The 25,249-nt window shown below is 52.6% G+C and carries 22 protein-coding genes; 15 read left to right on the top strand and 7 right to left on the bottom strand.

Annotation, left to right across the window (positions count from 1 at the left end):
• Positions 1-268: 268 nt before the first annotated feature.
• Positions 269-1,096: a tRNA cyclic N6-threonylcarbamoyladenosine(37) synthase TcdA gene (tcdA, locus tag KOI40_RS12310; RefSeq protein WP_216097828.1), complete on the top strand. Its 828-nt coding sequence runs from the start codon at positions 269-271 to the stop codon at positions 1,094-1,096.
• 3 nt (positions 1,097-1,099) lie between these two features.
• Here the strand turns inward: tcdA and KOI40_RS12305 are convergent, their stop codons facing one another.
• The 3 genes from KOI40_RS12305 to rimO are packed head-to-tail and all read right to left on the bottom strand — an operon-like array spanning position 1,100 to position 4,955.
• Positions 1,100-2,758, bottom strand: a complete 1,659-nt coding sequence (locus KOI40_RS12305; protein WP_216097827.1) for an aminotransferase class V-fold PLP-dependent enzyme — start codon at positions 2,756-2,758, stop codon at positions 1,100-1,102.
• A 26-nt stretch (positions 2,759-2,784) separates the two neighbouring features.
• The gene (locus KOI40_RS12300) at positions 2,785-3,585 is read right to left on the bottom strand and encodes a TatD family hydrolase (protein WP_216097826.1); all 801 of its coding nucleotides are present in this window, start codon (positions 3,583-3,585) and stop codon (positions 2,785-2,787) included.
• A 35-nt stretch (positions 3,586-3,620) separates the two neighbouring features.
• Positions 3,621-4,955, bottom strand: coding sequence for a 30S ribosomal protein S12 methylthiotransferase RimO (gene rimO / locus KOI40_RS12295; RefSeq protein WP_304504223.1), 1,335 nt, complete (start codon positions 4,953-4,955; stop codon positions 3,621-3,623).
• Between the two features lie 298 nt (positions 4,956-5,253).
• On the opposite strand from rimO, the gene KOI40_RS12290 reads away from it, so the two are divergent.
• The 4 genes from KOI40_RS12290 (at position 5,254) to KOI40_RS12275 (ending at position 9,746) form a co-directional block, all read left to right on the top strand.
• Positions 5,254-5,742, top strand: a complete 489-nt coding sequence (locus KOI40_RS12290) for a MarR family winged helix-turn-helix transcriptional regulator (RefSeq protein WP_216097824.1) — start codon at positions 5,254-5,256, stop codon at positions 5,740-5,742.
• Positions 5,739-6,803, top strand: a complete 1,065-nt coding sequence (locus KOI40_RS12285) for an HlyD family secretion protein (RefSeq protein ID WP_216097823.1) — start codon at positions 5,739-5,741, stop codon at positions 6,801-6,803. Before KOI40_RS12290 ends, KOI40_RS12285 begins: the two co-directional genes overlap by 4 nt.
• A 53-nt stretch (positions 6,804-6,856) precedes the next feature.
• Positions 6,857-7,870: a DUF2955 domain-containing protein gene (locus KOI40_RS12280; RefSeq protein WP_216097822.1), complete on the top strand. Its 1,014-nt coding sequence runs from the start codon at positions 6,857-6,859 to the stop codon at positions 7,868-7,870.
• 229 nt (positions 7,871-8,099) lie between these two features.
• Positions 8,100-9,746 carry an AMP-binding protein gene (locus tag KOI40_RS12275; RefSeq protein ID WP_216097821.1) on the top strand — a complete coding sequence of 549 codons (1,647 nt, stop codon included), beginning with the start codon at positions 8,100-8,102 and terminating at the stop codon, positions 9,744-9,746.
• Positions 9,747-9,784: 38 nt separating this feature from the next.
• Here the strand turns inward: KOI40_RS12275 and galE are convergent, their stop codons facing one another.
• Positions 9,785-10,837 carry a UDP-glucose 4-epimerase GalE gene (galE, locus tag KOI40_RS12270; RefSeq protein WP_216097820.1) on the bottom strand — a complete coding sequence of 351 codons (1,053 nt, stop codon included), beginning with the start codon at positions 10,835-10,837 and terminating at the stop codon, positions 9,785-9,787.
• A gap of 423 nt (positions 10,838-11,260) precedes the next feature.
• On the opposite strand from galE, the gene KOI40_RS12265 reads away from it, so the two are divergent.
• The 3 genes from KOI40_RS12265 (at position 11,261) to KOI40_RS12255 (ending at position 16,158) form a co-directional block, all read left to right on the top strand.
• The gene (locus tag KOI40_RS12265; protein ID WP_216097819.1) at positions 11,261-13,183 is read left to right on the top strand and encodes a PrkA family serine protein kinase; all 1,923 of its coding nucleotides are present in this window, start codon (positions 11,261-11,263) and stop codon (positions 13,181-13,183) included.
• Between the two features lie 87 nt (positions 13,184-13,270).
• Positions 13,271-14,557, top strand: coding sequence for a YeaH/YhbH family protein (locus KOI40_RS12260; protein ID WP_216097818.1), 1,287 nt, complete (start codon positions 13,271-13,273; stop codon positions 14,555-14,557).
• Positions 14,558-14,595: 38 nt separating this feature from the next.
• Entirely contained in the window at positions 14,596-16,158 is a 1,563-nt protein-coding gene (locus KOI40_RS12255) for a SpoVR family protein (RefSeq protein WP_216097817.1), read from the top strand.
• Positions 16,159-16,227: 69 nt separating this feature from the next.
• On the opposite strand, the gene KOI40_RS12250 is transcribed toward KOI40_RS12255, so the two are convergent.
• The gene (locus KOI40_RS12250) at positions 16,228-16,797 is read right to left on the bottom strand and encodes a response regulator (protein ID WP_216097816.1); all 570 of its coding nucleotides are present in this window, start codon (positions 16,795-16,797) and stop codon (positions 16,228-16,230) included.
• A 460-nt stretch (positions 16,798-17,257) separates the two neighbouring features.
• On the opposite strand from KOI40_RS12250, the gene KOI40_RS12245 reads away from it, so the two are divergent.
• The 3 genes from KOI40_RS12245 (at position 17,258) to KOI40_RS12235 (ending at position 20,773) form a co-directional block, all read left to right on the top strand.
• Positions 17,258-18,553 (top strand): ATP-binding protein, encoded by a 1,296-nt coding sequence (locus tag KOI40_RS12245; protein WP_216097815.1) that lies wholly within the window; start codon positions 17,258-17,260, stop codon positions 18,551-18,553.
• 192 nt (positions 18,554-18,745) lie between these two features.
• Positions 18,746-19,990, top strand: a complete 1,245-nt coding sequence (locus KOI40_RS12240; RefSeq protein WP_216097814.1) for a multifunctional CCA addition/repair protein — start codon at positions 18,746-18,748, stop codon at positions 19,988-19,990.
• Positions 19,991-20,017: 27 nt separating this feature from the next.
• Positions 20,018-20,773, top strand: a complete 756-nt coding sequence (locus tag KOI40_RS12235; RefSeq protein WP_216097813.1) for a pteridine reductase — start codon at positions 20,018-20,020, stop codon at positions 20,771-20,773.
• A 78-nt stretch (positions 20,774-20,851) separates the two neighbouring features.
• Here KOI40_RS12235 and KOI40_RS12230 read toward each other — a convergent pair whose 3' ends face one another.
• Positions 20,852-21,289 (bottom strand): CBS domain-containing protein, encoded by a 438-nt coding sequence (locus KOI40_RS12230; protein ID WP_216097812.1) that lies wholly within the window; start codon positions 21,287-21,289, stop codon positions 20,852-20,854.
• 263 nt (positions 21,290-21,552) lie between these two features.
• Here KOI40_RS12230 and KOI40_RS12225 point away from each other — a divergent pair, with 263 nt between their 5' ends.
• The 3 genes from KOI40_RS12225 to KOI40_RS12215 all read left to right on the top strand — a co-directional run bounded on the left by KOI40_RS12225 (position 21,553) and on the right by KOI40_RS12215 (position 23,162).
• On the top strand, positions 21,553-21,924 hold the full coding sequence (locus KOI40_RS12225; RefSeq protein ID WP_216097811.1) for a SpoIIAA family protein: 372 nt from the start codon (positions 21,553-21,555) through the stop codon (positions 21,922-21,924).
• Positions 21,925-22,037: 113 nt separating this feature from the next.
• Positions 22,038-22,562, top strand: a complete 525-nt coding sequence (locus KOI40_RS12220) for a gamma carbonic anhydrase family protein (RefSeq protein ID WP_369413182.1) — start codon at positions 22,038-22,040, stop codon at positions 22,560-22,562.
• A gap of 267 nt (positions 22,563-22,829) precedes the next feature.
• Complete coding sequence (locus KOI40_RS12215) at positions 22,830-23,162, top strand: hypothetical protein (RefSeq protein ID WP_216097810.1); 333 nt, start codon at positions 22,830-22,832, stop codon at positions 23,160-23,162.
• 34 nt (positions 23,163-23,196) lie between these two features.
• On the opposite strand, the gene KOI40_RS12210 is transcribed toward KOI40_RS12215, so the two are convergent.
• Positions 23,197-24,081 carry a radical SAM protein gene (locus KOI40_RS12210; RefSeq protein ID WP_216097809.1) on the bottom strand — a complete coding sequence of 295 codons (885 nt, stop codon included), beginning with the start codon at positions 24,079-24,081 and terminating at the stop codon, positions 23,197-23,199.
• Positions 24,082-24,207: 126 nt separating this feature from the next.
• Between KOI40_RS12210 and KOI40_RS12205 the strand changes: the two genes are divergently transcribed.
• Complete coding sequence (locus KOI40_RS12205) at positions 24,208-25,182, top strand: magnesium transporter CorA family protein (protein WP_216097808.1); 975 nt, start codon at positions 24,208-24,210, stop codon at positions 25,180-25,182.
• Positions 25,183-25,249: the final 67 nt, after the last annotated feature.

The raw sequence follows: 25,249 nt of genomic DNA, 5'->3' as shown, positions 1-25,249 counted from the left end.
TTCCTGTCATTCTGTCACAGTCTCTGTATAGCGGCACGGATTCTCATCCCTGACGCAACAGGCTGTTGTGGTCCGCCCATACTAGCGTTGAACTCGTGAAAAACAAGCAATTCTGATCAACCAAGTCATTCTAAAGAATGGATTCTTATGACCCATTGGGGCATCAAGATTCCGACTAGGGGTTCACGGTGGGTTTTGATAGAATCCCGCGCCAGCGCCCTGTCCAGATCTTCAACCGAGCCACCGACATACGATGAATGAAACAGCCATGTCTCCAGCCCTCTCCGGCCCTTCTGAGGCCTACCTCCAGCGTTTTGGAGGTATTGCGCGCCTCTATGGCGAAACTGCCTTGAGGGCGTTTCACGGGGCTCATTTTGTGGTGGCTGGCATTGGCGGTGTCGGCACCTGGGTCGCAGAGGCTTTGGCGCGCTCAGGCATCGGTGAAATCACACTGATTGATATGGACGACATCTGCATCACCAACACCAATCGTCAAATCCACGCCATGAGCAGCACCATCGGCAAGCAGAAGATTGACGTTATGGCCGAGCGCCTCAGGGACATCAACCCCGAGCTGAAAGTTCACGCTGTTGATGAATTTTTAGAGACAGACAATCTGGATGAGCTAATTCCAGCGTCAGCCGATGCCGTCATCGATGCCATTGATGCCGCTTACGTCAAAGCCGCCCTGATCAACCACTGCAAACGCAAGAAAAAAATCATCCTCACCGTGGGCTCTGCCGGCGGCAAGCTCGACCCTCGTCAGATCATCAGCGGCGACCTCAGTCGCACCACCAATGATCCCCTGCTGGCCAAAACCCGCAACACCCTGCGGCGCTGGCACAATTTTTCCCGTAACCCCAAACGCGTCTTTTCCATCGAAGCCGTGTATTCCACGGAACAGATGACCTACCCGGCGCAGGACGGCGGAACCTGTCAGGCCAAAAGCGGACTGGAAGCGGGCACCAAACTGGATTGCAGCGGCGGCTTTGGCGCCGCCACCATGGTGACAGCCACCTTTGGTTTTGTCGCCGTCTCCCGGGCACTGGAGCGGTTTGCTCAAAAGAAAGCCAGAGAAAAACAACCGGAAGCGTAAACCTCAGCTCAGATACCCCAGCATCTGATCCAGCAGCGCGCGAAAACCGTTGCTGCGCGACTCGCTGAGGTATTTCTCCAACCCCAGCTCGACAAACGTTTGATTCACATCCACAGACCGGATCTCCTCGGCCGTCCGGTTATCCAACAACACCAACAACAAAACTGACAAGCCCTGGATGACGCGAGAGTCGGTATCAATGGCAAAGCAGTGACGATCGCCCTGCTGCTGATGCACCATCCACACTTCCGATTCACAGCCGTGTACCCGATTGGTTTCATTGCGAATCTCGGGTTTGGGCTGTAACAGATTGGCCCAGCGAGTCAGTTGCCGATAGCGCTTTTGCCAACTGGGCTGATTTGCCAGTTCATCCAACGACACACTGCTCAGGTCATCACCCAGCCATTCGCCTCCTTCTGTAGACGAAGCTGGGATTTCCCGGGATTCAAACGGCAGTCGTTCCAGAGCATGGATCAGTGCATCCACATCATCCCGATTGTTGTAGGCCGCCAGAGATACCCGCAAACTGCCGGCTTGTCCCAGACTGTCCATCAACGGCTGTGCACAGTGATGCCCGACCCGCACCGCAATGTCGTGCTGATCGAGCCAATCGGCGATATCACTGACCGACAGGGAACTCTCCGGTCGGCAGACCAAAGCGGCAATACCCACATTGTTGTTGTGAGATGTCAGCAATTTAATCGGCAGCGTTTGTGTCAGACGGGTCAGTTCGCTGTGAAGATAGCGGTTCAAATGCGACTCGTAAGTAGCCATGGCCTCGCGGTTTTGGGACTGCAAAAACGTTAATGCGGCACCAAGTCCGGCAATGGCTGCCAACGACGATGTACCCGCTTCGAAGCGATGAGGAGCGGCTGCGTATTCACTGCTCTCGAGAGTGACCCGTGAAATCATTTCACCGCCACCTTGCCACGGCGGCAGTTTGGCGAGGCTTTCGGCACGCCCGTACAGCAAGCCAATACCGGTGGGGCCATAAAACTTGTGTGCCGAGCCGACCAAAAAATCACAATCCCAGGCCTGCACATCCACCACATCGTGAGCTAATCGCTGGGAAGCATCCACCACCAGCTGACAGGCATCTGGCAACAGCGGCTTGATCCACTCCACCGCAATTCTGAAACCCAGCGCGTTGGACGCAGCCGACAGCGCCACCACTTTGGTTTTTTCGTTTAACAGCTGAGGTAGTTTGTCCAGTTGCGGCTCGCCCTGTACATCCGGCAAAAAACGCAACTCCAGCTGGTATTGATTCGCCACCATTTGCCAGGGCACCAAATTGGCGTGGTGTTCGGCCGCTGACAACACAATCTGATCACCGGGCCTTAGGTTTTTTGCCAGACTCTGCGACAACAGATTCAACGCTTCCGTGGCACCGCGGGTAAAAATAATTTCGTCGTGGGCTCTGGCATTGAGAAAGTCTGCCGCCTGCCCGCGAACCATTTCCACCATACTGGTAGCGGCGCGTGCAAGGCGATGACTGGAGCGATGGGTATTGGCGTTGTAGCGGCTGTAAAAGTCACTCATGGCATCGATAACACACTGCGGCCGCTGGGTGGTGGCGGCATTATCGAGATACACCAGCTGAGCGTTTTCAGCGTGGGAAAATAACGGAAACTGTTGTTTAAACGCAGTACTGTTAAACGTCATAGAGTGTGATTCAATAATTTCAAAGCTCAAGACAGCGCAAAAATCTGGCGAGTATTTTGATCTGTCTGTTTCTGGATTTCAGTCAGCGGCAGTTCTTTTAAATCCGCCAGACACTGAGCGACAAGAGGCAGACGCAATGGTGTATTGGGTTGTCCCTGAAAACCACTGAGTGGCATATCCGGGGCGTCGGTCTCCAACAGCAAACTGTCCAGAGGCATACCGGCAATCGCCCGGCGGGTTTTCTTTGCCCGCTCGTAGGTGATGGTACCACCAACGCCCAGATAAAACCCCAACCGCCAGTACTGTTGTGCCAGCTCCAGACTGCCTGAGAAACCGTGAATCACTCCGCCAGCGGCAGGTTTAAAGCGGCTGAGCTGTTGCAAAACCTCATTGTGAGCCTTGTGAGCGTGCAAGATCAGCGGCAAATTGAATGCCTCTGCCAACTGTAACTGCCATTCAAAAACCGGCAGCTGTTTATCAACGGGCGTGTCAAGGCTGCCATCCAGACCGCATTCACCAATGGCCACAACACTGGAGCTGCCCAGGTGATGTGCCAGACGTTCCTTGAAACCGTGTTCATTCAGATGATCTTCCCGCTCTACATCGGCATTACTGTCGGCGACCCACCAGGGATGCCAGCCGACAGCGGCCCATAGCTTACAGGGAAGATCGGGCTGTGCCACCAACGCCAACAGAGAGGCCCACTGACCGGGATGGGTTCCGGGAATCAGGACGCCATCCACTCCGGCGGCAGCACACTGCTGCAGAGTTTCGCTACGCCCATCATCAAAGACTTCAAAATCAAAATGGCAATGGCTATCGATCAATGCGTCACCTCGCCGGAGACGGTATAAAGTCAGACTTATCGGACGACCGTTCCCCACAGATCGTATTCGTCAGCATGCTCAATGATGACCGGCACCCGGTCGCCCACATTCACATCAAACTCTTCGTTAAGATAGACCACCCCATCAATCTCCGGGGCATCTGCATAGGTGCGTCCAATGGCGCCTTCGTCGTCCACTTCATCGATCAACACTTCCAGAGTGCGACCAATTTTTTGCTGCAGGCGGGCGGTACTGATTCGCTGCTGGGTTTCCATGAATCGCTCCCAGCGCTCTTGCTGGACGTCTTCCGGCACATGATCCGGCAAATCGTTGGCAGTAGCGCCATCGACCGGGGAATACTTGAAGCAACCCACGCGATCCAGCTGAGCCTCTTCCAGAAAGTCCAACAGCATTTGAAACTCTTCTTCGGTCTCGCCGGGGAAGCCCACAATAAACGTTGACCGAATCGCCAGGTCAGGACAAATCTCCCGCCACTTTTTAATTCGACCAAGCACTTTTTCACTGTGAGCGGGACGTTTCATCAATTTCAGGATACGCGGACTGGCGTGCTGAAAGGGAATATCCAGATAAGGCAGAATTTTGCCTTCGGCCATCAGCGGAATCATCTTGTCCACATGGGGATAGGGATACACATAGTGCATGCGCACCCACACACCCAGCTCTCCCAGAGCCACCGCCAGATCCTGCATGCGGGTTTCACGTCCCTCAGCCAGGTCGAGCTTGAACTTCACATCAATACCGTAGGCACTGGTGTCCTGCGAGATCACCAGCAGCTCCTGCGTACCGCCCGCCACCAGTTTTTTGGCCTCTGTGACAACATCGGTCAATGGACGACTGACCAGGTCGCCGCGCATGGCCGGAATAATGCAAAAGCTGCAGCGGTGGTTACAGCCTTCGGAAATTTTCAAATAGGAGTAATGTTTCGGGGTTAACTTCACCCCTTGTGGCGGCACAAGATCAATCAGCGGGTTGTGCTGCTCCGGCGAGGGTGGAATGATTTTATGAACCGAGTCCAGTACCTGGTCATAGTCGGCAGGCCCACTGACACTGATAACACCCGGGTTGGCAGCCTTAATCGCTTCTGCATCACTGCCTTTCCCCATACAGCCGGTGACAATGACCTTGCCATTTTCCCGCATGGCCTCGCCAATGGCGTCCATAGACTCCTGCTTGGCGCTGTCGATGAAACCACAGGTATTGACCACCACCACATCAGCATCCTGATAGCTGGGCACCACCTCATAACCATCCAGCCGTAATTTGGTCAGGATGCGCTCGGAATCCACCAGCGCCTTCGGGCAACCCAGACTGACAAAACCGACTTTTGAGCCTGCCTGCCCCGCCCCCATGGGCTGCCCCTCCAGAATTTTGGCGGGCGAATCCAGCGTTGTGGTTTGCGAATCGGCAACGTGCTTGGGATCAAAGCTTTCTACGGTCATGTACGTCTCAATATTGGTGTGTCATTTAAGCGGCGGATTATACCCGAAGCATGAGCAAACCCCAGCCCAAATTGTATAAAAATCAACCATCGCACACCGAAAACACATCTCGCCATCTTCACCATGAACATATAGTTAGCTTGCTAACTATAAATCGGCCTGTATAATAGTTAGCAAGCTAACAACTTTATCCAGTCGACATAAAATTATGACCCAACCTCATTTGCACACCACACTCAAACCGTCTCTCGGCGCAGCCATGGGTCGAGCCCAACGGCTTTGGCGGGATGTCATCAACGAACTGGCCAAAAACCACAATCTCAGTGAGAGCCGCTGGCAGGTCATGGTCAACCTGGAGAAGATCGGTGAAGGTGCCACCCAGCAAAAACTGGCCGCGGAGCTGTGCATTGAAATGCCATCCCTCACCCGAACGCTGAACCAATTGGAGCAGCAGGGCTTAGTGGAACGGCGCCCCTCACCCACGGATAAACGCAGCCACAGTCTGTGGCTGACGGAACATGGACATCAGGTATCCCGCCAGCTTGAGCTTCAGGTCAACGAAGTGCGCAAAGCCGTGACCCACGGTCTGACGGATGAACAACTGAATAACTTCGCCGAGGTGTTAATCGTGATTGAACGCAATGCCAAGGCCCTGCGCAACACAGGCAAGCCGGCTGGAGAGGAGCAACAACCATGACTCCCGATCAGGTTTTTGCCCGCTGGGTGAAGATTTCACTGGCGGGTTTTGCTGTCGTCTTTGTCTACTTTCTGATTGCAGATCTTGTGGTACCGGCGACGCCCCACGCGCGGATTATGTTTCCCGTTGTACAGGTTGCACCGCGGGTCAGCGGGCAGGTCATTGATGTACGCGTGCGCAACAACCAGTCCGTCCAAGCCGGTGATGTGTTATTCACCCTGGATCCCAAGCCCTTCGAGCTCGCTGTTCAGGCTGCCCGACTGGAGCTGGAAAATGTCCAGCAAGCCAACCAGCAGCTGGATGCCTCCATAGCCGCAGCCACAGCCAATATCGAGGCGGCCAGGGTTAACGCCCATCAATTGTCGCTGGAACAAAAACGGCTTCATGCACTGCTGGAAAAGCACTCTGTCTCGGTGCAAAGCTACGAAGAAGTTGCCGCCAGTTACCAAACCGCCCAGGCACAAGTCGAGGTAGCGAAAGCCGAGAGACATCAGCTGCAGGTACAACGGGGTGCCACAGGCGAAGACAATCTGGCCTTGCGCAGGGCTCGCAACGCTCTGGAGCAGGCAGAGCTGAATCTGGAATATACCCAGGTTCGCGCCGAACAGGACGGCATCATTTCCAACTTCCATCTGAGACCGGGAGCCTACGCCAGCGCGTCGGTCTCTCTGGCTGCGCTGGTGGGTGGCACGCCCAATGTGATCGCCGACTTCCGGGAAAAATCCCTCTCACACATGACGATTAACGAACCCGCGACCGTCACGTTTGACGCCTTACCCGGCAAAACCTTTAGCGCTCGGGTGATGGATATGGACGCGGGAACCTACGCGGGACAACTGAGTCCATCCGGCGACCTGACCTCTCCCGAGACCAGTGACCGCTGGGTGCGCGATGCGCAGAGACAACGCATCCACCTGACTCTGGATCAGTCTGATGACGATCTGTTTAAACTGCCCACGGGAGCCCGCGCCACGGTTCAGCTCTACCACGTCGGCGGCCCCATGGCCTGGCTCGGAAAACTGCAAATCCACACACTCAGCTTGCTGCACTACATTTACTAGGCGCGTCACTTGTGAGTCGATTTAAAACACACCTCACCATAAAGAAGCACAGCATGAGTCAAAATGACTTACGTCAGTGTTTGCGTATCGCCTTTGGCACCGCACTGGGGTTTTTCATCAGCAAATGGATGGGCTGGCAAAATGGGGTGTTTTTTTCCATAACCCCGGCACTACTGCTCGGATTGGTGCCCATCATCAATCGCCACATTATTTTGCAGTTTATTGGCAGCACCCTGGTTGTCACCGTCTTTGTCGCAGTAGTGTATGGTATTTTTGGCCATCACCCGGTACCCATGACCCTGCTGGTCGCCGGACTGTTCGCTCTCATGTTTCGGGAAATGTCCAAAGGCCCGCTGTTCCTGTTTGGAGCCATGGGCGTCGTCAACACCTCCATCACGCTGCACTTTGCCAGCTATGCCGACATTTCCATCGACGACCTGCTGATGACCAATGGGGTGGCCACGTTTTTGGCGATTGGCATAGGCTTACTGATGCACACCGTGTTTCCTGACGTCGAGCCCCGGGCTGCCCGCCCGCAGACTGAAAAAAGCCACAGCGCCATTCGCCACGAAACCCTTTTGTCGACCATGATTGCGACCCTGTCGTTTGTCGTCTTTCAGTGCCTTGATTTAAGGGATTCCCTGTCTGCGCAACTGGCAACGTTACTGATCCTGTTTCCGATGAACTGGCGAGGTGCGGCACCCGCTGGCTGGAACCGGGCGCTGGGAACACTGCTGGGCTGCAATCTGGGGCTGATCATCCAGCTGGTATTGATGAACTATTCCAACCAGCTGGTATTTGTAGCTTTTGCGCTGTGGCTGAGTCTCATGCTCTTTGCCCGCTACCACATGCTTGAAGGTGGCGTCTCTGCCGGCGGGTTCAGCGCCATCACCACAGTGATCGTGCTGTTTGCCCAGTACCTGGCTCCCGATCACGATATGGTTTACAGCGCACTCTATCGTTTCAGTTCCCTGAGTGTGGCGGTGCTTATAACACTTTGCCTGATCTACCTGATGCACCTGAGCCTGAATCGCTTTCACAGCACAAAACTCGAAACACCAGCCTGAAGCCCTCCCCCTGCAACTGCGACAAGAGTTGGCGCCAATCGTTTTTCTATACTAAATAACTACTTAGTCAAAATAACGATGCAGCCGTGGAAAGTGAGTTTTCACAGTTTGCACCAGCGAACCACAATAACCATGCGAACTGTAGTGTCTCAATATATAAAGTGAACTCGTCCGACGCCACGCCCTGCAGCCCTCCACTCGCTCTGGACAACACAACAGCAGAGAAACGATGAAATACACACTGCCCCTGGAACAACTGGCAGCGAATGTCGCAGCCCATCCCGACAAACCCTACCTTCACCAGCCCGTAGACCGGGAATGGCACACGTTAACCTGGGCAGAGGTGGATAATCAGGCCCGAATCATTGCAACTGCCTTACTGACTCAGGGCTTTAGTCCCGGTGACCGCATCGCCATTTTGGCCAAAAACAGCGCCGAGTGGTTTATCACGGATTTTGCCATCATGATGGCAGGCATGATCAGTGTGCCCATCTACGCTACCGCGGGGGTCGACACCATTCGATACATCATGGATCACAGTGGTGCCCGGGCGGTGTTTGTGGGTAAGCTGGACGACACCCGAGCCGCAGAGCAGGCTTTTGACGACAGCATCCTGATCATCACTTATCCCTACCCCACCATCCGCGGGCAGGTCCAATTCACCCAGTGGCTCGAAGAATACGAACCCCTGCAGGACGCTCACCAACCCCTGCCGGAAGACACCGTCACACTGGTTTATACCTCCGGCAGCACGGGCCAGCCCAAGGGTGTGGTATTGAGCTATCAGAATGTGGCCTCTTCCAGCTACGAGGCGGCACATATCCAGCCCCGCACCGATCAGGAACGCTGCATGTCCTATCTGCCGCTGGCACACATTACTGAACGCTGCGTTGTCGAGCTGGTTACCCTTTATATTTCAATGGAAATATTCTTTGTCGAATCACTGGATACCTTTGTTGAGGACGTGCGGCACGCACAGCCAACCATTTTTATCTCCGTACCCAGGCTTTGGACCAAGTTTCAGGCCCAGATCCTGGCCAAAATCCCCGACAAGAAACTTCAGACGCTGTTGAAAATTCCACTGGTCGGCCATTTTGTGGCACGCAAGATTCGCCATGAGCTGGGGTTTGATAAGGTGCGGATGTACGGCTCAGGCTCGGCCCCCATCTCACCGAGCACACTGGAATGGTATTCACGACTGGGCATCAACATCTCCGAAGGCTGGGGCATGACCGAAACATCCGGTTTATCCTGCGGCAACAACCCGTTTGATCGATCACGCCTGGGCACCATCGGTGTGCCAGTGCCCTGCGTGGAGATGAAACTCTCTGAAGAAGGGGAGGTGTTGATACGGGGAGATGCGGTGTTCAAGGAGTACTACAAAAATCCCGAAGCCACAGCCGAGGCGTTTACCGATGGCTGGTTTCACACGGGCGATCGGGCCAAACTGGACAGCAATGGTACCTGGAGCATTATCGGGCGGGTCAAAGAGCAGTTCAAAACCGCCAAGGGGAAATACGTGGCACCGGTGCCCATCGAGAGCCTGCTGTCGCGCAATTCGGACATCGAACAGGTGTGTGTGCTGGGATCAGGGCGCAAACAACCACTGGCCATTGCGGTACTCAGTGAACAGGCGAGAGGTCTGTCGGAAAGCACCCGCAAGCAGCTGCAATCCACTCTGGAAATGGTTAATGCCGAACTGGAGTCGCATCAACGGCTGGATCACATCATCATCAGCGACGATCCCTGGACTATTGAGAACGACCTGCTGACGCCGACCCTGAAAATCAAGCGTGACAAACTGGAGCAGCGCTATAGCAAGTACTTACTTTCGAGCCTGCCTCAAACGGTTGTCTGGGAACAGGAAATTCGCTGAACGAGTGCCGGAGCACTCACTCAAAACCATTGGGGCACTCACTCAAAGCCATTGGGGTTAGCTGACTGCCAGCGCCAGGTATCCTCCATCATCCGCTCAACACCAAATTCGGCCTTCCAGCCCAGTTCCTCGCTGGCTTTACGGGGATCGGCAAAGCATTCCGCCACATCACCGGCACGACGAGGCTGAATTTGATAAGGCACCGGCTTGCCAGAGGCTTTCTCAAAAGCCTTCACAATTTCCAGCACACTGTAACCCTGACCGGTCCCAAGGTTATGGGTATAGCATCCCTCGTCAGCGCTCAGCAGAAAATTCAGTGCCTTTACATGCCCTTTGGCCAAATCCACGACATGAATGTAATCACGTACTCCAGTGCCGTCTGATGTGGGATAGTCACCTCCAAAAACGCTCAATTGCGATAACTTGCCCACTGCAACCTGCGCCACATAAGGCAACAGGTTGTTGGGGATACCCTGAGGATCCTCCCCAATCAAACCACTCTCGTGTGCCCCCACCGGATTGAAGTAGCGCAACAGGCTGACTCGCCAGGGGCTGTTCGGTGTTCGGCAGACATCGCGCATCATCTCTTCAACCATTAATTTGCTACGACCATAGGGATTGGTGGCTGAAATCGGAAAAGATTCATCGATGGGAACACTGGCCGGATCACCGTAAACCGTGGCCGAAGAGCTGAAGATCAAATTATGTACACCCGCTGCCGCCATCGCTTCACAAAGCACCACGGTGCCGGCGACGTTATTGTGAAAATACTTTAACGGCAACTCACAGGATTCTCCGACCGCCTTGAAACCTGCAAAGTGAAGCACCGCCAATACCGGATATTCCTGAAAGACTTTATCCATGGCCCCGCGGTCGTTAATGTCTGCGTCAATGACGGTGAGTTCACGCCCCAAAATGCTGCACAATCTCTCAATCGCTTTGGGCTTGCTGTTGGAAAAGTTATCCACAATCACTGGCTCGTAGCCCGCCTCGACCAGCTCGATACAGGTGTGGCTGCCAATATAGCCAGCGCCTCCGGTGACCAGAACCCTGTTACTTTTTGCCTTGTTGGAAAACGCTTGTTCAGCCATAGTTTTTGCTATCCTTCTGATCTTTTCACTACCCCACAACGTAAAAGTACGTTATGTTGGGTTGCCGTTTTGATTTTTGCAATCCGGTTTCCTGACCCGACTTCAGATCGGCTATGTTCAGTTTTTTACGTTTTCAGCGTTAAGCCAAATATTCAAACAGGCAAAAAACGATTCGGCGATTATCCCACAGGCATTGGGGCAAAAACAGGCACAGGCCACGACTTCGCAAAAACACAAAAATTTACATAAAAAAAATATAAGTTCTGGCTAACACTTTGTTTTTTCCGACTATGCTTCAAGTAGGGAATAACAGTTTTTACGCGAAGAGGTATAACGTTATATACGCTTGGCCTATATCGAGGGAGTATTGTTACTTTCCCGCGGTCTAACCTAAGTAGGCCTCCCGTCAAAGGAGATTTAGCCATGAGCATTTTTAACCACTATCGTGAACGCTACGAAGCCACTCAACAGGAAGAACTGACCATTCAGGAGTACCTGGATCTCTGCAAGAGCGATCCCGGAGTTTACGCGTCAGCGGCTGAAAGAATGCTAATGGCGATTGGCGAACCGGAGGTCATCGACACCTCCACAGACCCCAGGCTTAGTCGTATCTTTTCCAATAAAGTCATCAAACGCTATAAAGCCTTCACCGACTTTTACGGCATGGAAGAATGCATTGAACAAATCGTCTCTTTTTTCAAACACGCCGCTCAGGGGCTGGAAGAAAAGAAACAGATTCTCTACCTGCTGGGTCCCGTTGGCGGCGGCAAATCTTCCCTCGCTGAAAAACTCAAATCGCTGATGGAAAAAGAACCCATTTACTGCATCAAGGGTTCACCCGTATTCGAATCGCCATTGGCCTTGTTTGATGAAGATGAGGATGGTCAAATCCTGGAAGAGGATTACGGCATTCCCCGACGCTATGTAAAATCCATCATGTCACCCTGGGCTGTCAAACGCCTGCATGAATACAACGGTGACATCAGCCAGTTCAAAGTCGTCAAGATGTACCCCTCCATTCTCGATCAGATTGCCATCACCAAAACCGAACCCGGCGATGAAAACAATCAGGACATTTCCTCACTGGTGGGTAAAGTGGACATCCGCAAGCTGGAAGATTTCCCTCAAAATGATCCGGATGCCTACAGCTTCTCTGGCGGCCTGTGTCGTGCCAACCAGGGACTGATGGAATTTGTGGAGATGTTCAAGGCTCCCATTAAAGTTCTGCACCCGTTGTTGACGGCCACGCAGGAAGGTAACTACAACAGTACCGAGGGCCTGGGGGCAATTCCTTTTGAAGGCATCATTCTCGCGCACTCCAATGAATCAGAGTGGCAAACCTTCAAAAACAACAAAAACAACGAAGCCTTTATCGATCGGGTCTATATCGTCAAGGTTCCTTATTGTCTGCGTGTTTCCGAAGAAGTGCGTATTTACAACAAACTGCTTGAAAACAGTTCGCTGGCATCCGCGCCCTGCGCACCTGACACCCTGAAGATGCTGGCTCAGTTCTCCATCCTGTCACGCATCAAAGAACCGGAAAATTCAAACCTCTATTCCAAAATGCGGATCTACGACGGGGAAAACCTCAAGGATACGGATCCCAAAGCAAAATCCCTGCAGGAATACAAGGATGCCGCGGGTGTCGATGAGGGTATGTCCGGTCTTTCAACCCGGTTTGCCTTTAAGATTCTGTCAAAAGTTTTTAACTTCGATCCCACCGAGATTGCCGCCAACCCGGTTCATTTACTCTATGTGCTCGAACAGCAAATCGAGCAGGAACAATACCAGCCCGAATTGCAGGAAAAATACCTGACCTTTATCAAAGAACACCTGGCGCCCCGCTATGTGGAATTCATCGGCAAGGAAATCCAGACCGCCTATCTGGAGTCCTACACCGAATATGGCCAAAACATCTTTGACCGCTATGTCACTTACGCCGACTTCTGGATTCAGGATCAGGAATTCCGCGATCCGGAAACCGGTGAAATCCTCAACCGGGTAGCGCTCAACGAAGAACTGGAAAAAATTGAAAAACCGGCTGGCATCAGCAATCCGAAAGATTTCCGTAACGAGATCGTCAACTTCGTCCTGCGCGCCCGGGCTAACAACAATGGCATGAACCCGGTTTGGAACAGCTACGAAAAACTGCGCACCGTAATCGAGAAAAAAATGTTCTCGAATACCGAGGACCTGCTGCCAGTTATTTCCTTCAATGCCAAAGCTTCGGCTTCTGACAAGAAGAAACATCAGGACTTTGTCGCCCGTATGGTGGAGCGTGGCTATACCGAGAAACAGGTGCGCCTGCTGTCAGAATGGTATTTACGTGTCAGAAAGTCTCAGTAACGTAATCGGATCAATGTCAGGCTGACCTGCGTGAGCCTGACATCAATCTCCTGACTGACGACTTACAACAACACCAGCGAGGCCGCCATGAGCTACATTATAGATCGACGCCTCAACAGCAAAAACAAAAGCACTGTGAACCGACAGCGCTTTTTGAGGCGCTACCGCAAGCACATCCAGAAAGCCGTATCCGACGCTGTAGGACAGAGGTCTATCACTGAAATTGATAAAGGTGAACAGATCAGCATTCCCAGCAAGGACATCAGTGAACCGATTTTTCATCACGGCAAGGGTGGCCGCAACAGCAATGTCCTGCCCGGTAATAAAGAGTTCGTCCGTGGTGACCGGATTCCACGCCCGCCTGCCGGTGAAGGTGGCTCAGGGGCAGGCTCAGGCGCCAGTGATCAGGGCGAAGGCATGGACGATTTTGTCTTCCAGATTACTCAGGAAGAGTTCCTCGACTTTATGTTTGAGGATCTCGAGCTGCCCAATCTGGTCAAGAGACAACTGGCCGGTAATGAAGAATTCAAGATGCGTCGTGCGGGCATTGCCAACGAAGGCAATCCGGGACGCCTCAATATCGTTCGCTCGCTGCGCTCGGCCAACGCCCGCCGTATCGCCTTGACTGCCGGCAAACGCAAAAAACTGCGGGAACTGGAAGCCGAACTGGAGCAACAGGAAAAACTCGACCCCGCGCTGAGAAATCAACTTCGTATTACCGCCCTGCAGGAAGAAATCGAAGCCTTGCGCAGTCGTATTAACCGGGTGCCCTGGCTCGACACTTTCGACCTCAAATACAACCTGCACGTAAAGGACCCCGTCCCCCGCTCCAAAGCCGTCATGTTTTGCCTGATGGATGTGTCCGGCTCAATGAATCAGGCGACAAAAGACATTGCCAAGCGGTTCTTTATCCTTCTGTATTTGTTCCTGCAGAGAAACTATGAGCACACCGAAGTCGTCTTTATTCGTCACCACACCAGCGCCAAAGAAGTGGATGAGCAGGAATTTTTCTATTCCCGCGAGACCGGTGGCACCATTGTATCCAGTGCACTGAAATTAATGAAAGAAATCCTCGACGAGCGCTACCCGCTGTCCGAATGGAACATCTACGGCGCTCAGGCGTCGGATGGCGACAACTGGAACGACGACTCTTCCACCTGTTCCCGCATTTTGATGCAGGATTTGTTACCCAAATTGCAGTATTACTCCTACATTGAAATCACCCCCAGAGACCATCAGGCATTGTGGCGGGAATATCAGGAAGTCCAGGCCAACTATGGCGATGTCTTTGCCATGCAGCAGATTGTCGATGTGAGTGATATTTATCCGGTATTCCGGGAGCTGTTCCACAAGCGAACCGCCACCAGCAAATAAGTTTACCGGCCCCAGTTAGACCGTTTTCAGGATTGCCCATGAATGATCTGGAAAGCAAATTAAAGAAAAACCCCATCTCGGAGACGTCCGAATGGTCTTTTGAGCTGATTGAAGAGTACGATCGCGCCATTGCCGCGATCGCAGAAGAATACAAGCTTGACACCTACCCCAATCAAATCGAGGTGATCAGCTCCGAACAAATGATGGATGCCTATGCCTCTGTGGGCATGCCTCTGGGCTATCACCACTGGTCCTACGGCAAGCAGTTTCTCAATATTGAACATTCCTACAACCGCGGCCAGATGGGGCTGGCGTACGAAATTGTCATCAACTCCAACCCCTGCATCGCCTATTTGATGGAAGAGAACACCATGACCATGCAGGCGCTGGTGATAGCCCACGCCTGCTATGGTCACAACTCTTTTTTTAAAGGCAACTACCTGTTCCGCACCTGGACGGACGCGGATTCCATTATCGACTATCTGCTGTTTGCCAAGAATTACATTGCCAAGTGCGAATCCCGCCACGGCATTGCCGAAGTTGAAAGTCTGATTGACTCCTGCCACGCGCTGATGAACTACGGTGTGGATCGTTACAAGCGCCCCTACCCCATTTCAGCAGAACAGGAGCGAGCCCGTCAGGAAGAGCGAGAGGCTCACCTGCAACGGCAGGTCAATGATTTATGGCGTACGATTCCCGGACAGGCCGACCCGGAGAAAGCCAAGGCCAAAACCCGTTTTCCTGAAGAGCCCCAAGAGAACCTGCTCTACTTCATCGAGAAAAACGCGCCCTTGCTGGAACCCTGGCAGCGGGAAATCGTGCGGATTGTGCGCAAAATTGCCCAGTATTTTTACCCGCAACGCCAAACCCAGGTCATGAATGAGGGCTGGGCCACCTTCTGGCACTACACCCTGCTGAACACTCTGTATGACCGCGGAATGGTCACGGAAGGCTTCATCTTTGAGTTTCTTCAGTCTCACACCAGTGTGATTTATCAACCATCCTATGACAGCCCCTATTACAACGGCATCAACCCCTATGCTCTGGGTTTCAACATGATGACCGACATCCGCCGCATCTGTGAAAACCCCACTGAAGAAGACCGTCGCTGGTTTCCTGACATCGCCGGGAGTGACTGGCTTGAGACCCTGCATTTCGCCATGCGTAACTTCAAGGACGAGAGCTTTATTCTTCAATACCTGTCGCCAAAGGTCATGCGCGATATGAAACTCTTCTGCATCATCGACGATGACAAATCGCGAGAGATTGAAGTCAGTGCCATTCACGATGACAGCGGTTATCAACAGGTCAGGGAAGAGCTGGCCGGACAGTACAATCTGGGCAATCGTGAACCCAATATACAGGTCTATCAGGTCGATATTCGCGGTGACCGTTCACTGACCCTGCAGCACGTACAGCACAACCGCAAACCACTGGGCGATTCGACCGAGGAGGTGTTAAAACACGTTCACCAGCTCTGGGGATTCGATGTGCACCTTCACTCCGTCCAGGGAGACGAAATAACCGCCACTTATCACTGCCCGCCAAAACCGGACGACTCGACAACCGATTTGGAAATGGCGCTACCCGTCATTAATTAATCAATCTGGAAATTGGTAAAGCAGGGAGAAACATTAAAACATCCCGCCAGAGAGGCTGGCGGGTTGGCATTACGCCGTTTCGAATAGCGCCTCTACACGGTTCAGCAATTCCTCATTTTCGAAAGGCTTGGGCAGAATATCGGAGGCTCCAAGAGCAACCGCCCGCTCCAGGCCAGCGCTGGTCTCGGCGGAGATGACCAGTACGCGTGTTTGCGCATGCTCTTCGTGGCTCCGGATAAAGCGCAACACCTCGTAACCATCCATGCCGGGCATTTTCAGATCCAGAGTTACCAGCCCGGGCTTCATGCCGGCCAACAGGGTACCCGCGCTGAATCCATCGTGAGCCACCTGTACCTCAAACCCCTGACGGATCAGTACCCGTCGGATTGCACTGGCCATTTCCGGCTGATCTTCAATGACCAGTACAGAGCGCCTCTGGGCTCCCAGCTCGTCAGGCACAGGCATGGCATTGCTCTGTAAAAACGTGACAAAGTCTTCTACCTGAATTCGGTGATCTCCGCGCCCCGGCAGCTTATAAGCTTTCAGTTTGCCACGCTCAATCCAGCGAATCACCGTGCGGAAGTTCACCCCACAGTATTTCGCCGCCTCACCAGTCGTCAGTACTTTTACTGTCCCCATAAATAAATCACTTTTACCGCACTTTCGTGCTCGTTGTTATTGTTGGCCGTAAGCATACCCAAATTCAGACCTGCCTTACATGACTTTAATGTCACCATATCGTACAAGAAATTTACAAATGTTAGCAATGTCACAATTGACAGGTTAGGCATGTAAGGGATATCATTACGCCCATTACAGACTATCGCCTCCATCATTCACCAGACAGAGGCTGACCCAGCAGCGCAAAGGCACCAGCTTAAAGGCGCATTAAGACTGAGTCCCCGTAACAGAACACCCTAAGACCCTTCGCCCCTAGATGTAGTGGGGGCTCTTTTTTTACTCCCCCAATTTGATTCAGTCTCTCAGTGCGCCATAATGCATTGTGCTTACACGCGCCAATTTCGATCGCCCACAGGCAGATCAATCGCAGGCGCCTGCCCTTACGGGTGCCTTGCATCGCTATGGAGGAGCTGTCGCAATGGACGAAGACACCACCGGCTCAATTGATGATCAATCCACGCTGCTGATTGTTGACGACAATCCTGTCAATCGACAGGTGCTGAGCGGCATTCTGAAAGGACATTATCGCCACCTGACCCTGGTAGAGAATGGCCAACAGTGCCTGGATGCACTGATTGAGCAGTCTTATGATCTGGTGCTGCTGGATCTTAATATGCCCTACCTCAGCGGGTTTGAAGTGCTGACACAAGCCAACGAGATGGACTTCAGTCAGCGTCCGGCATTTGTCGTAGTTTCCGCAGACAACCAGTCGTCTACGATCAGCAAAGCCCTGCAACTGGGCGCGTCTGATTATGTCACCACGCCCTTTAATCCCGATGAGTTGCTCGCCCGGGTCGGCACACAGCTGGCCCTGCACAATCGCGAACAGGAGCTTGAGGCCAGAGTGCAACAGCGCACCGCCGAACTCGAAGCCTCCAACCGGGAGCTTCAAGCTGCCCAGAACCAGCTGATTCTCGCCGAAAAGATGGCTTCCCTCGGTAGCTTGTCTGCAGGCATTGCCCACGAGATCAACAACCCCATTGGCTATATCCATTCGAATCTGGATTCACTCAAGGATTACATTGCCGATCTGATCAACTTGCTGGGACTCTACCAACAGGCAGAAGCTTATATTTCAGACCCCAGTGCCCGCGATCAGCTGCTAAGGCTGCAAAGGGACATCAACCTGCCATTTCTGAAAGGTGACGTACAACAGCTGATTGGCGATTCACTGCAGGGCGCCCGACAAGTCAAACAAATCATTGCGGACCTGAAATCCTTCTCCCATCACCCGCAGGGTGACCAGAGCAACAGCCGATGGGAACCCCTGCAGATTAACGACTGCATTGCCAGTGTGCTCAACATCGTCAAGGCTGAAGTCAAATACAAGGCCGATGTTCATCTCGCCCTGGATGAGCAACTGCCAGTGATTGAATGCGTTCCCACGCAGATCTATCAGGTCATAACCAACCTGCTGGTGAACGCCGCCCAGGCCATCGAGGGCCGCGGTGATATTTATGTCGAGACCCACAGTCGGGTGGATCGCATTGAAATCATTATTCGCGACACTGGAAGCGGTATTGATCCTGAAGTCATTGGGCGGATTTTCGACCCGTTCTTTACCACCAAAGGGGTTGGTCAGGGCACCGGACTGGGGCTCTACGTCAGCTATCGGATTATTGAGGGCCATCAGGGCACCGTTCAGGTTAGCAGCGATCCCGGAACCGGCTGTGAGTTTTCCATCCAGCTGCCTTTGCAACAGACTCTCGGTTAACTGACCCACGGTTAATCGCCCTGCGGCCAACCCTGGTGCCAACCGGTTGTGCCCTGTCAGGTCTGCAAACACCCTTATCATCCCGTGTATACTGACAGCGTGTCACCCGTGTTAAGGCTTTTACATTAACCCTCAATGCGCTGTGAGCAGCCAGACTTCCACCCACTGACTTTTCAGGCAGACCCAGCAACGATGAAACAGGTTTATTTGGTCGGCGGCGCCGTTCGCGACAAACACATGGGCTACCCCTTTCACGAACGCGACTGGGTCGTTGTGGGCTCCACCCCCGACGACATGCTGGCTGAGGGCTTCCGTCCTGTGGGCAAAGACTTTCCGGTCTTTTTACACCCGGACACCGGCGAGGAATACGCCCTGGCCCGTACTGAGCGTAAAACCGCTCCAGGCTACGGCGGCTTTACCTTCCACACATCAAAGGACATCACGCTGGAAGAGGATCTAGCACGCCGCGATCTGACAATCAACGCCATCGCCGAAGACGAGAGCGGAAAGGTAACCGACCCCTTCCACGGCCTCGATGACCTGGAAAACAAACTGCTCCGTCATGTCAGTCCGGCTTTCAGTGAAGACCCGGTTCGGGTTCTCCGTGTCGCTCGCTTTGCCGCCCGCTACCACCATCTGGGGTTTCAGGTCGCCGAGGAAACCATGCAGCTGATGTCTGAAATGGTGAACTCCGGCGAAGTGGGCCATCTGGTTGCCGAACGGGTTTGGAAAGAGCTGGAACGTGCCCTCTGCGAACGCTCGCCGGAGGTCTTTATACAGGTTCTGCGCCAATGCGGGGCGCTTAACGTCATCATGCCCGAAGTGGACGCCCTGTTTGGTGTCCCCCAACGGGCGGAGCATCATCCCGAGATAGACTGTGGCATCCACTGCCTGATGGCTCTGACAGAAGCCCGCAAGCTCAGTGAAGACAGCGCGGTCTTGCTGGCCACCCTGATTCATGACCTCGGCAAAGCCACAACACCCGCCGACGTACTGCCTCGTCATATCGCCCATGAGCAACGCAGTCTGCCACTGATCGAAGATCTCTGTGATCGACTGGCGATCCCCAAACGCCACCGGGAACTGGCCATTGCCGTGGCTCGCGACCACACCAATTGCCATCGCGTCTTTGAACTGAAAGCCAAAACCCTGCTGACCATGATGCAACGACTGGACTGCTTTCGCCGGCCCCGGCAACTGGAAGATTTTCTGCTGTGTTGTGAAGCGGATTCCCGCGGCCGAAAGGGATTCGAACAACGCCCCTATCCTCAGGCGGACTACGTGCGCCAGGCTCTGGAAGTCTGCAATGACATTCAGGCCAAAGACGTGATTGCCGAAGGAGTCACCGGCAAAGCCATTGGCGAGGCTCTGCAGAGCAAACGCATTCAGGCGCTGCAGACGTTTAAAGATAACTACTCACATATCAGCGACGCCTAGTCCGACTCACCATCATTCAGGAAAATCATGTTGAGCAACACCACCGAGCACAATACCCCGGTTGCCTTAATCACCGGCGGCGCGAGACGCATTGGCGCAGAAATTATCCGACAGCTTCATCAGCAGAACTATCGGGTTCTGATTCACTACCGGCACTCACAGGATGAAGCACAGCAACTGGCTGACAGTCTCAACCAGCTTCGTGCCAATTCCGTAGCACTGGTTCAGGCCGATCTTGGGCGGGATGAAGAAGTAGAAGCTCTGGCCAGAACCGCGCCGGAGGTATTCGGACGGGTGGATGTCCTGGTCAACAACGCCTCAAGCTTTTATCCCACCCCAGTAGGAACTGCGACACCGAAACAATGGGACGAACTGATGAGCAGCAACGCCAAGGCGCCCTTTTTTCTCAGCCAGGCACTGGCTCCGGAACTGAAACAGCGCACCGGCTGCATCATCAACATCGCCGACATTCACGCGAGCAAACCCCTCAAAGAATACACCCTCTACTGCATGGCAAAAGCCGCCAATGTCATGCTCACTCAATCGCTGGCCCGGGAGCTGGCTCCTCATGTTCGGGTCAACAGCGTGGCACCAGGCGCCATTTTATGGCCAGAAGACAAATCCGAACTGGACGCAAGCGGCAAGCAATCCATTCTTGAGCGAATTCCTCTTGGCCGGAACGGAGCCCCCAGGAACATTGCCCAGGCGGTTCTGTATCTGCTACAGAACGATTATGTGACCGGGCAGGTGCTGCCCGTGGACGGGGGACGTTCGATTAACTGACACTCCGTACCTGGCCGTCACGACAGTTTCAGCCAGTGCGAAATACAGCCCGTACGTCCCGGGATGGGAGACAGGAAATCAGTGAGCGACCGGCTTGCCAGACACCTGTTTACCGGACAACGGCGGGTGAGCTTCTCGCTCGAACTTGGTAATCAGGGAACACATGGCCCGCAGGATATGTCGCCGGGAAATGACACCCAATACCCGGTTGGAGCCATCCACCACCGGATACACCTTTCGACGCTGTTTTTTCATGTCTTCTGCCAGATCCATGGCGTTACGCTCACCATCCACCGAGGTCACTTCACGGCTCATCACATCTTCAACGACAGACACCCTCTGAGCGTAATACGCCACCTGACTTACGGCACCGATACAATCCTGTTCGGAAATCCAACCAATCAAATGACCAGATTCATCCACCACCGGGCCTCCCAACAGCTCGTTTTTCACCAGCGCAATTGCCGCCTCGACCACGGGAGTCAACGGTGAAAAAGACACGAATTGGTGACTCATACATTCTGAAACCTTAATTGAATCCATAGCTGTTCCTCAACTTGTGACGGCTGTCGAAAACCTTGACAGAACTGCGTCTAAAAGACCAGCATGCCCTGAAAATGTCATCAACCAGATAAGCATAGCGGACATACCTAGTCTAAGCTTAGGCAATAAACCGGCCAGTTTTGCAATCAAGAGAAAGTTTGAAGCTGGCCCCCCATAACGTTCAAAGCAAAAAACACTTATCGAAACCGACCATTGGAACAGGCAAATTAAACTCTATGTTGGATTTTGAGCTTTTCCCCAGCGAAGGCATTTTGCGAGTGTCACCGACTTCTCCCATGCTGGTCCGTGATTTCGCTCAACTCAGCGAGGTGGTTGACCGCTATCTGGCCAGTAATGACCACCTCAACGGCATTGTCATCAACACGGACAAATTTCCCGGTTGGGAGGACTTTTCCGCGCTGATCTCACACCTCAAATTTATCCGCGACCACCACAGAAAGGTGCGCAAAGTCGCCGCCGTCTCTGACGACTCACTGATCAAGATACTGCCGACCATTGCTCAGCACTTTGTGGCTGCGGATATCCGCCAGTTCAATCATGATCAGCTGGATGCGGCTTTCGAGTGGATCCGACAGTCTGGCGATTAACCCGCGAGCGGGAAACACTGCAAAAACACGGTCGATCCGTTACTCTAGGACCTGCTGACTGCATTCGTGCATCAAGTCACTTTCAAAGCATTCCCAGATAACAGGATTCCCCCGTGATTGCCGATTTAAAAAACCGCAAAGTAAAAAAAGACCCCAGCAGTTTCGTCGCCCTCAACGCCATGGTGGTAGGCTCTGTAACCCTGCATAAAGACACCAGCGTCTGGTTCAATGCCACCGTCCGCGGGGATTGCGAGGAAATCAGTATCGGTGAAGGCAGCAATGTACAGGATGGCGCTGTCCTGCACGCCGATACCGGCCAGCCACTGATCATTGAGCGTGATGTCACCATAGGTCACAACGCGACCGTTCACGGCTGCCATGTGGGTGAGTGTTCACTTATAGGCATTAACGCAGTGGTTTTAAACGGCGCTAAAGTCGGTAAATACTGCCTGATCGGCAGTAATGCTCTGGTCACGGAGGGTATGGAAATCCCCGAAGGCTCCCTCGTCATGGGGTCGCCCGCCAAAGTAAAACGTCCACTCACTGAAGAGGAAAAAGAGATTCTCCGCATGGGGGCTCAGCACTATGTGGAAAATGGAAAGTCCTTCGCCCAGAACATGGTGATCAGGGAGGAATAACACCCCACAAACGGGGTCTGGAAGGCCGCTGTCAGCACTGGCAGCGAAGCCCTCTTAAAGGCATTAAAAACATATACGTGACATATAAGTGTCATCATGCCCCGGTAGAGTCCGACCCCATAAGAATATTGACAAATCAGTGACGAAGGACTCCTTTCAGCCTGTACGATAAAACCCAAATGTTAACTTCATCACACTTTTGTCGTCTGCTATTGTGTTCTAATCCGATACCGGAAGGAACAATAACAACAATTTGCTGAGGTTTTTATGGCAACATCTGCAACGCTCCCGAACGACATTATCGGCAGCCGAAAAGTACAGTTTCTGAATCGCCAGGAATCCATGTTTCCTCATCTTTTGCGATTGTCTCTGGACTTTAACTTCCATGTGCTGGAGCTGCTTAAAAAGTCACCGACAGGGGTTAAGCAATACATTCTGGCAGTTGATGATTTTTTCAATGATAACAATGTCGTCACCCCTGCTTTCGACAGCCTCAAAGAACTCAACCAGCATGTCGGCGAAGCCATGGTCGATATTTTGCACGACTACCTTTTTGGTGTTCAGGAAGAAGACGCCCAACCTGAGCCTAATTTCGCCTGATTCCGGCATGGCTTGTGAGTCACACCGGCAGTTCTCAGAGCCCCCTTTGCCACTCCTGACGCAGGGCAATACGTCCCTCAAGAGCCATATCCACCTGTGCCAGCATGGCGGATTTGTCTTTGCCCAATACGCCTTTCAAAACCAGATAATTTGACGCGTGATCGCTTCGGAAAATGGTTTGCTCCAATTCCAGTGTCGTCAGCAGAGTTTTCATCTCAGTAAACAAACCCGTTTGACTCAAAGGCTGAAATTGCCCCTTAAAGTTCTTTTGATAGCGCTCATCTCCGGTTGGAAAAGACACCACCAGGGTCGACAGGTAATCCGGTTGTGCTGCGTTCATCAGTCGCGCTGAATTGAGCGCATGCTGTTCTGACAGGGCCTCGCCCCCCAGTCCATTAAGAATCATCACGGAACTTTTCATGCCTGCGGCTTTTATTTTTTCCAAAGCCTGTAAAGAAGACTCAAAGCTCTCGCCTTTTTCAACCAGCTGCAGGACTTCATCATCTCCGCTTTCACAGCCGACGTACATCAGGCTTAACCCCATCTCTCGCAACTCAGCCAGCTCTTCCACGGTTTTCTTTTTCAGATTGCGCGGCAAACAGTAAGAAGAAACCCGCTGTACATTCGGATAGTAACGCTGGATCAGCTGCAGGATTTCTTTCAGACGTCGGGTGGACAAGGTCATCGCATCACCATCGGCCAGGAAAATACGCCGAACCGGATAGCCCGCCGAGCTTAAGCTTCTCAGTTGCTCTTCAAGTGCTTCCACGGGCTGTGGACGAAAACGCTTTTGTTCCTGCGTGTACATTTCACAAAAGGTGCACTTATTCCAGGAGCAGCCGTTGGTCACCTGCAAAATTAACGAACGGGCTTCACTGGGAGGACGAAAAACCGGATCAATATAATCAAGCGGATACATAAACAGGAACCTGTGCAGACAATTCAAGGTAAAACAACATTGGCCAATTCAAACCAATCGGTTTCTATATTCAAGACCACCATTATACTATCATTGAGTGCAAACACGTATGTCAGGCAGCTGAGAATGATCAAAACTTACCTAACCAGTAAAGACAACACGATTGTCGAAGGCGATGAGAACCAGATTGCTCTGTGGCGCAATTCATCGGACAGCAAAATTTGGGTCGACATTCACCATCATGACGACAACTTCAGTGACATAGAGGCTTTTTTAACTGAATTAAACTGCCACCCGCTGACGATTCAGGATACCTTCCGAAAGCGCCACCCGCCCAAAATCGAATATTTTGAGGACCACATATTTGTTCTTTATCGCGGTATCAGTCAGGTTTTGGACGACCTTGTCTTCGATCATCAGACCATGGGCTTTTTTATCAGTGAGCGCTGTTTGATCACCGTTCACCCCCAAGCATCAATGGGCATCAACAAAGTGATCAAAAGTAATGATTTACGCTTTCTGCACACCTCACCGATGGCTCTGGCCCTGAAAATCATGCACACCTCGGCGGGTATTTATCTGGAACATGTGCTGGAATTTGAAAACGACATCAGTAACAAGGAAGATCAGATTCGGGACGGCTTCGGGGAAAAAGCACTGACCGAGCTGGCTCTGTACAAATCCCGTTTAATCAAAATCAAACGGGTTTTTAACTATCATGTCAGCGTCTCTCAACAGCTGAAAAATTACGAAGGCAATCCAATCCCATTCTCTGTTGAAGAAAGCAAACACCTGATTGTTGATGTTGATGATCGCTTCGAGCGCCTGCACAGTTTGACCCAAATGCACTATGACATCTGCAGCGACCTGATTGACAGCTATATATCAATCACCTCACACCAGCTGAACAACACCATGCGAGTACTGACCGTGATTACCGCGGTGTTTGTACCACTGAGTTTTCTCGCAGGTATTTACGGCATGAATTTCGAACACATGCCTGAGCTACACTACAAGTACGCCTACTTTGTTTTAATCGGCGCAATGCTTCTAATCTCCACAGGACTGATTACTTTCTTCAAGCGTAAACAATGGTTCTGAACCAACACACATTGGGCACTGGCTGCTGTTTTAAAATTTCGCAGACTCAACATTGAGTCTGCGGCTG

This window comes from Pseudomaricurvus albidus (assembly GCF_018863235.1).
Classification (GTDB): Bacteria; Pseudomonadota; Gammaproteobacteria; order Pseudomonadales; family Cellvibrionaceae; genus Pseudomaricurvus; species Pseudomaricurvus albidus.
This window is presented reverse-complemented; position numbering and strand designations above follow the sequence as displayed.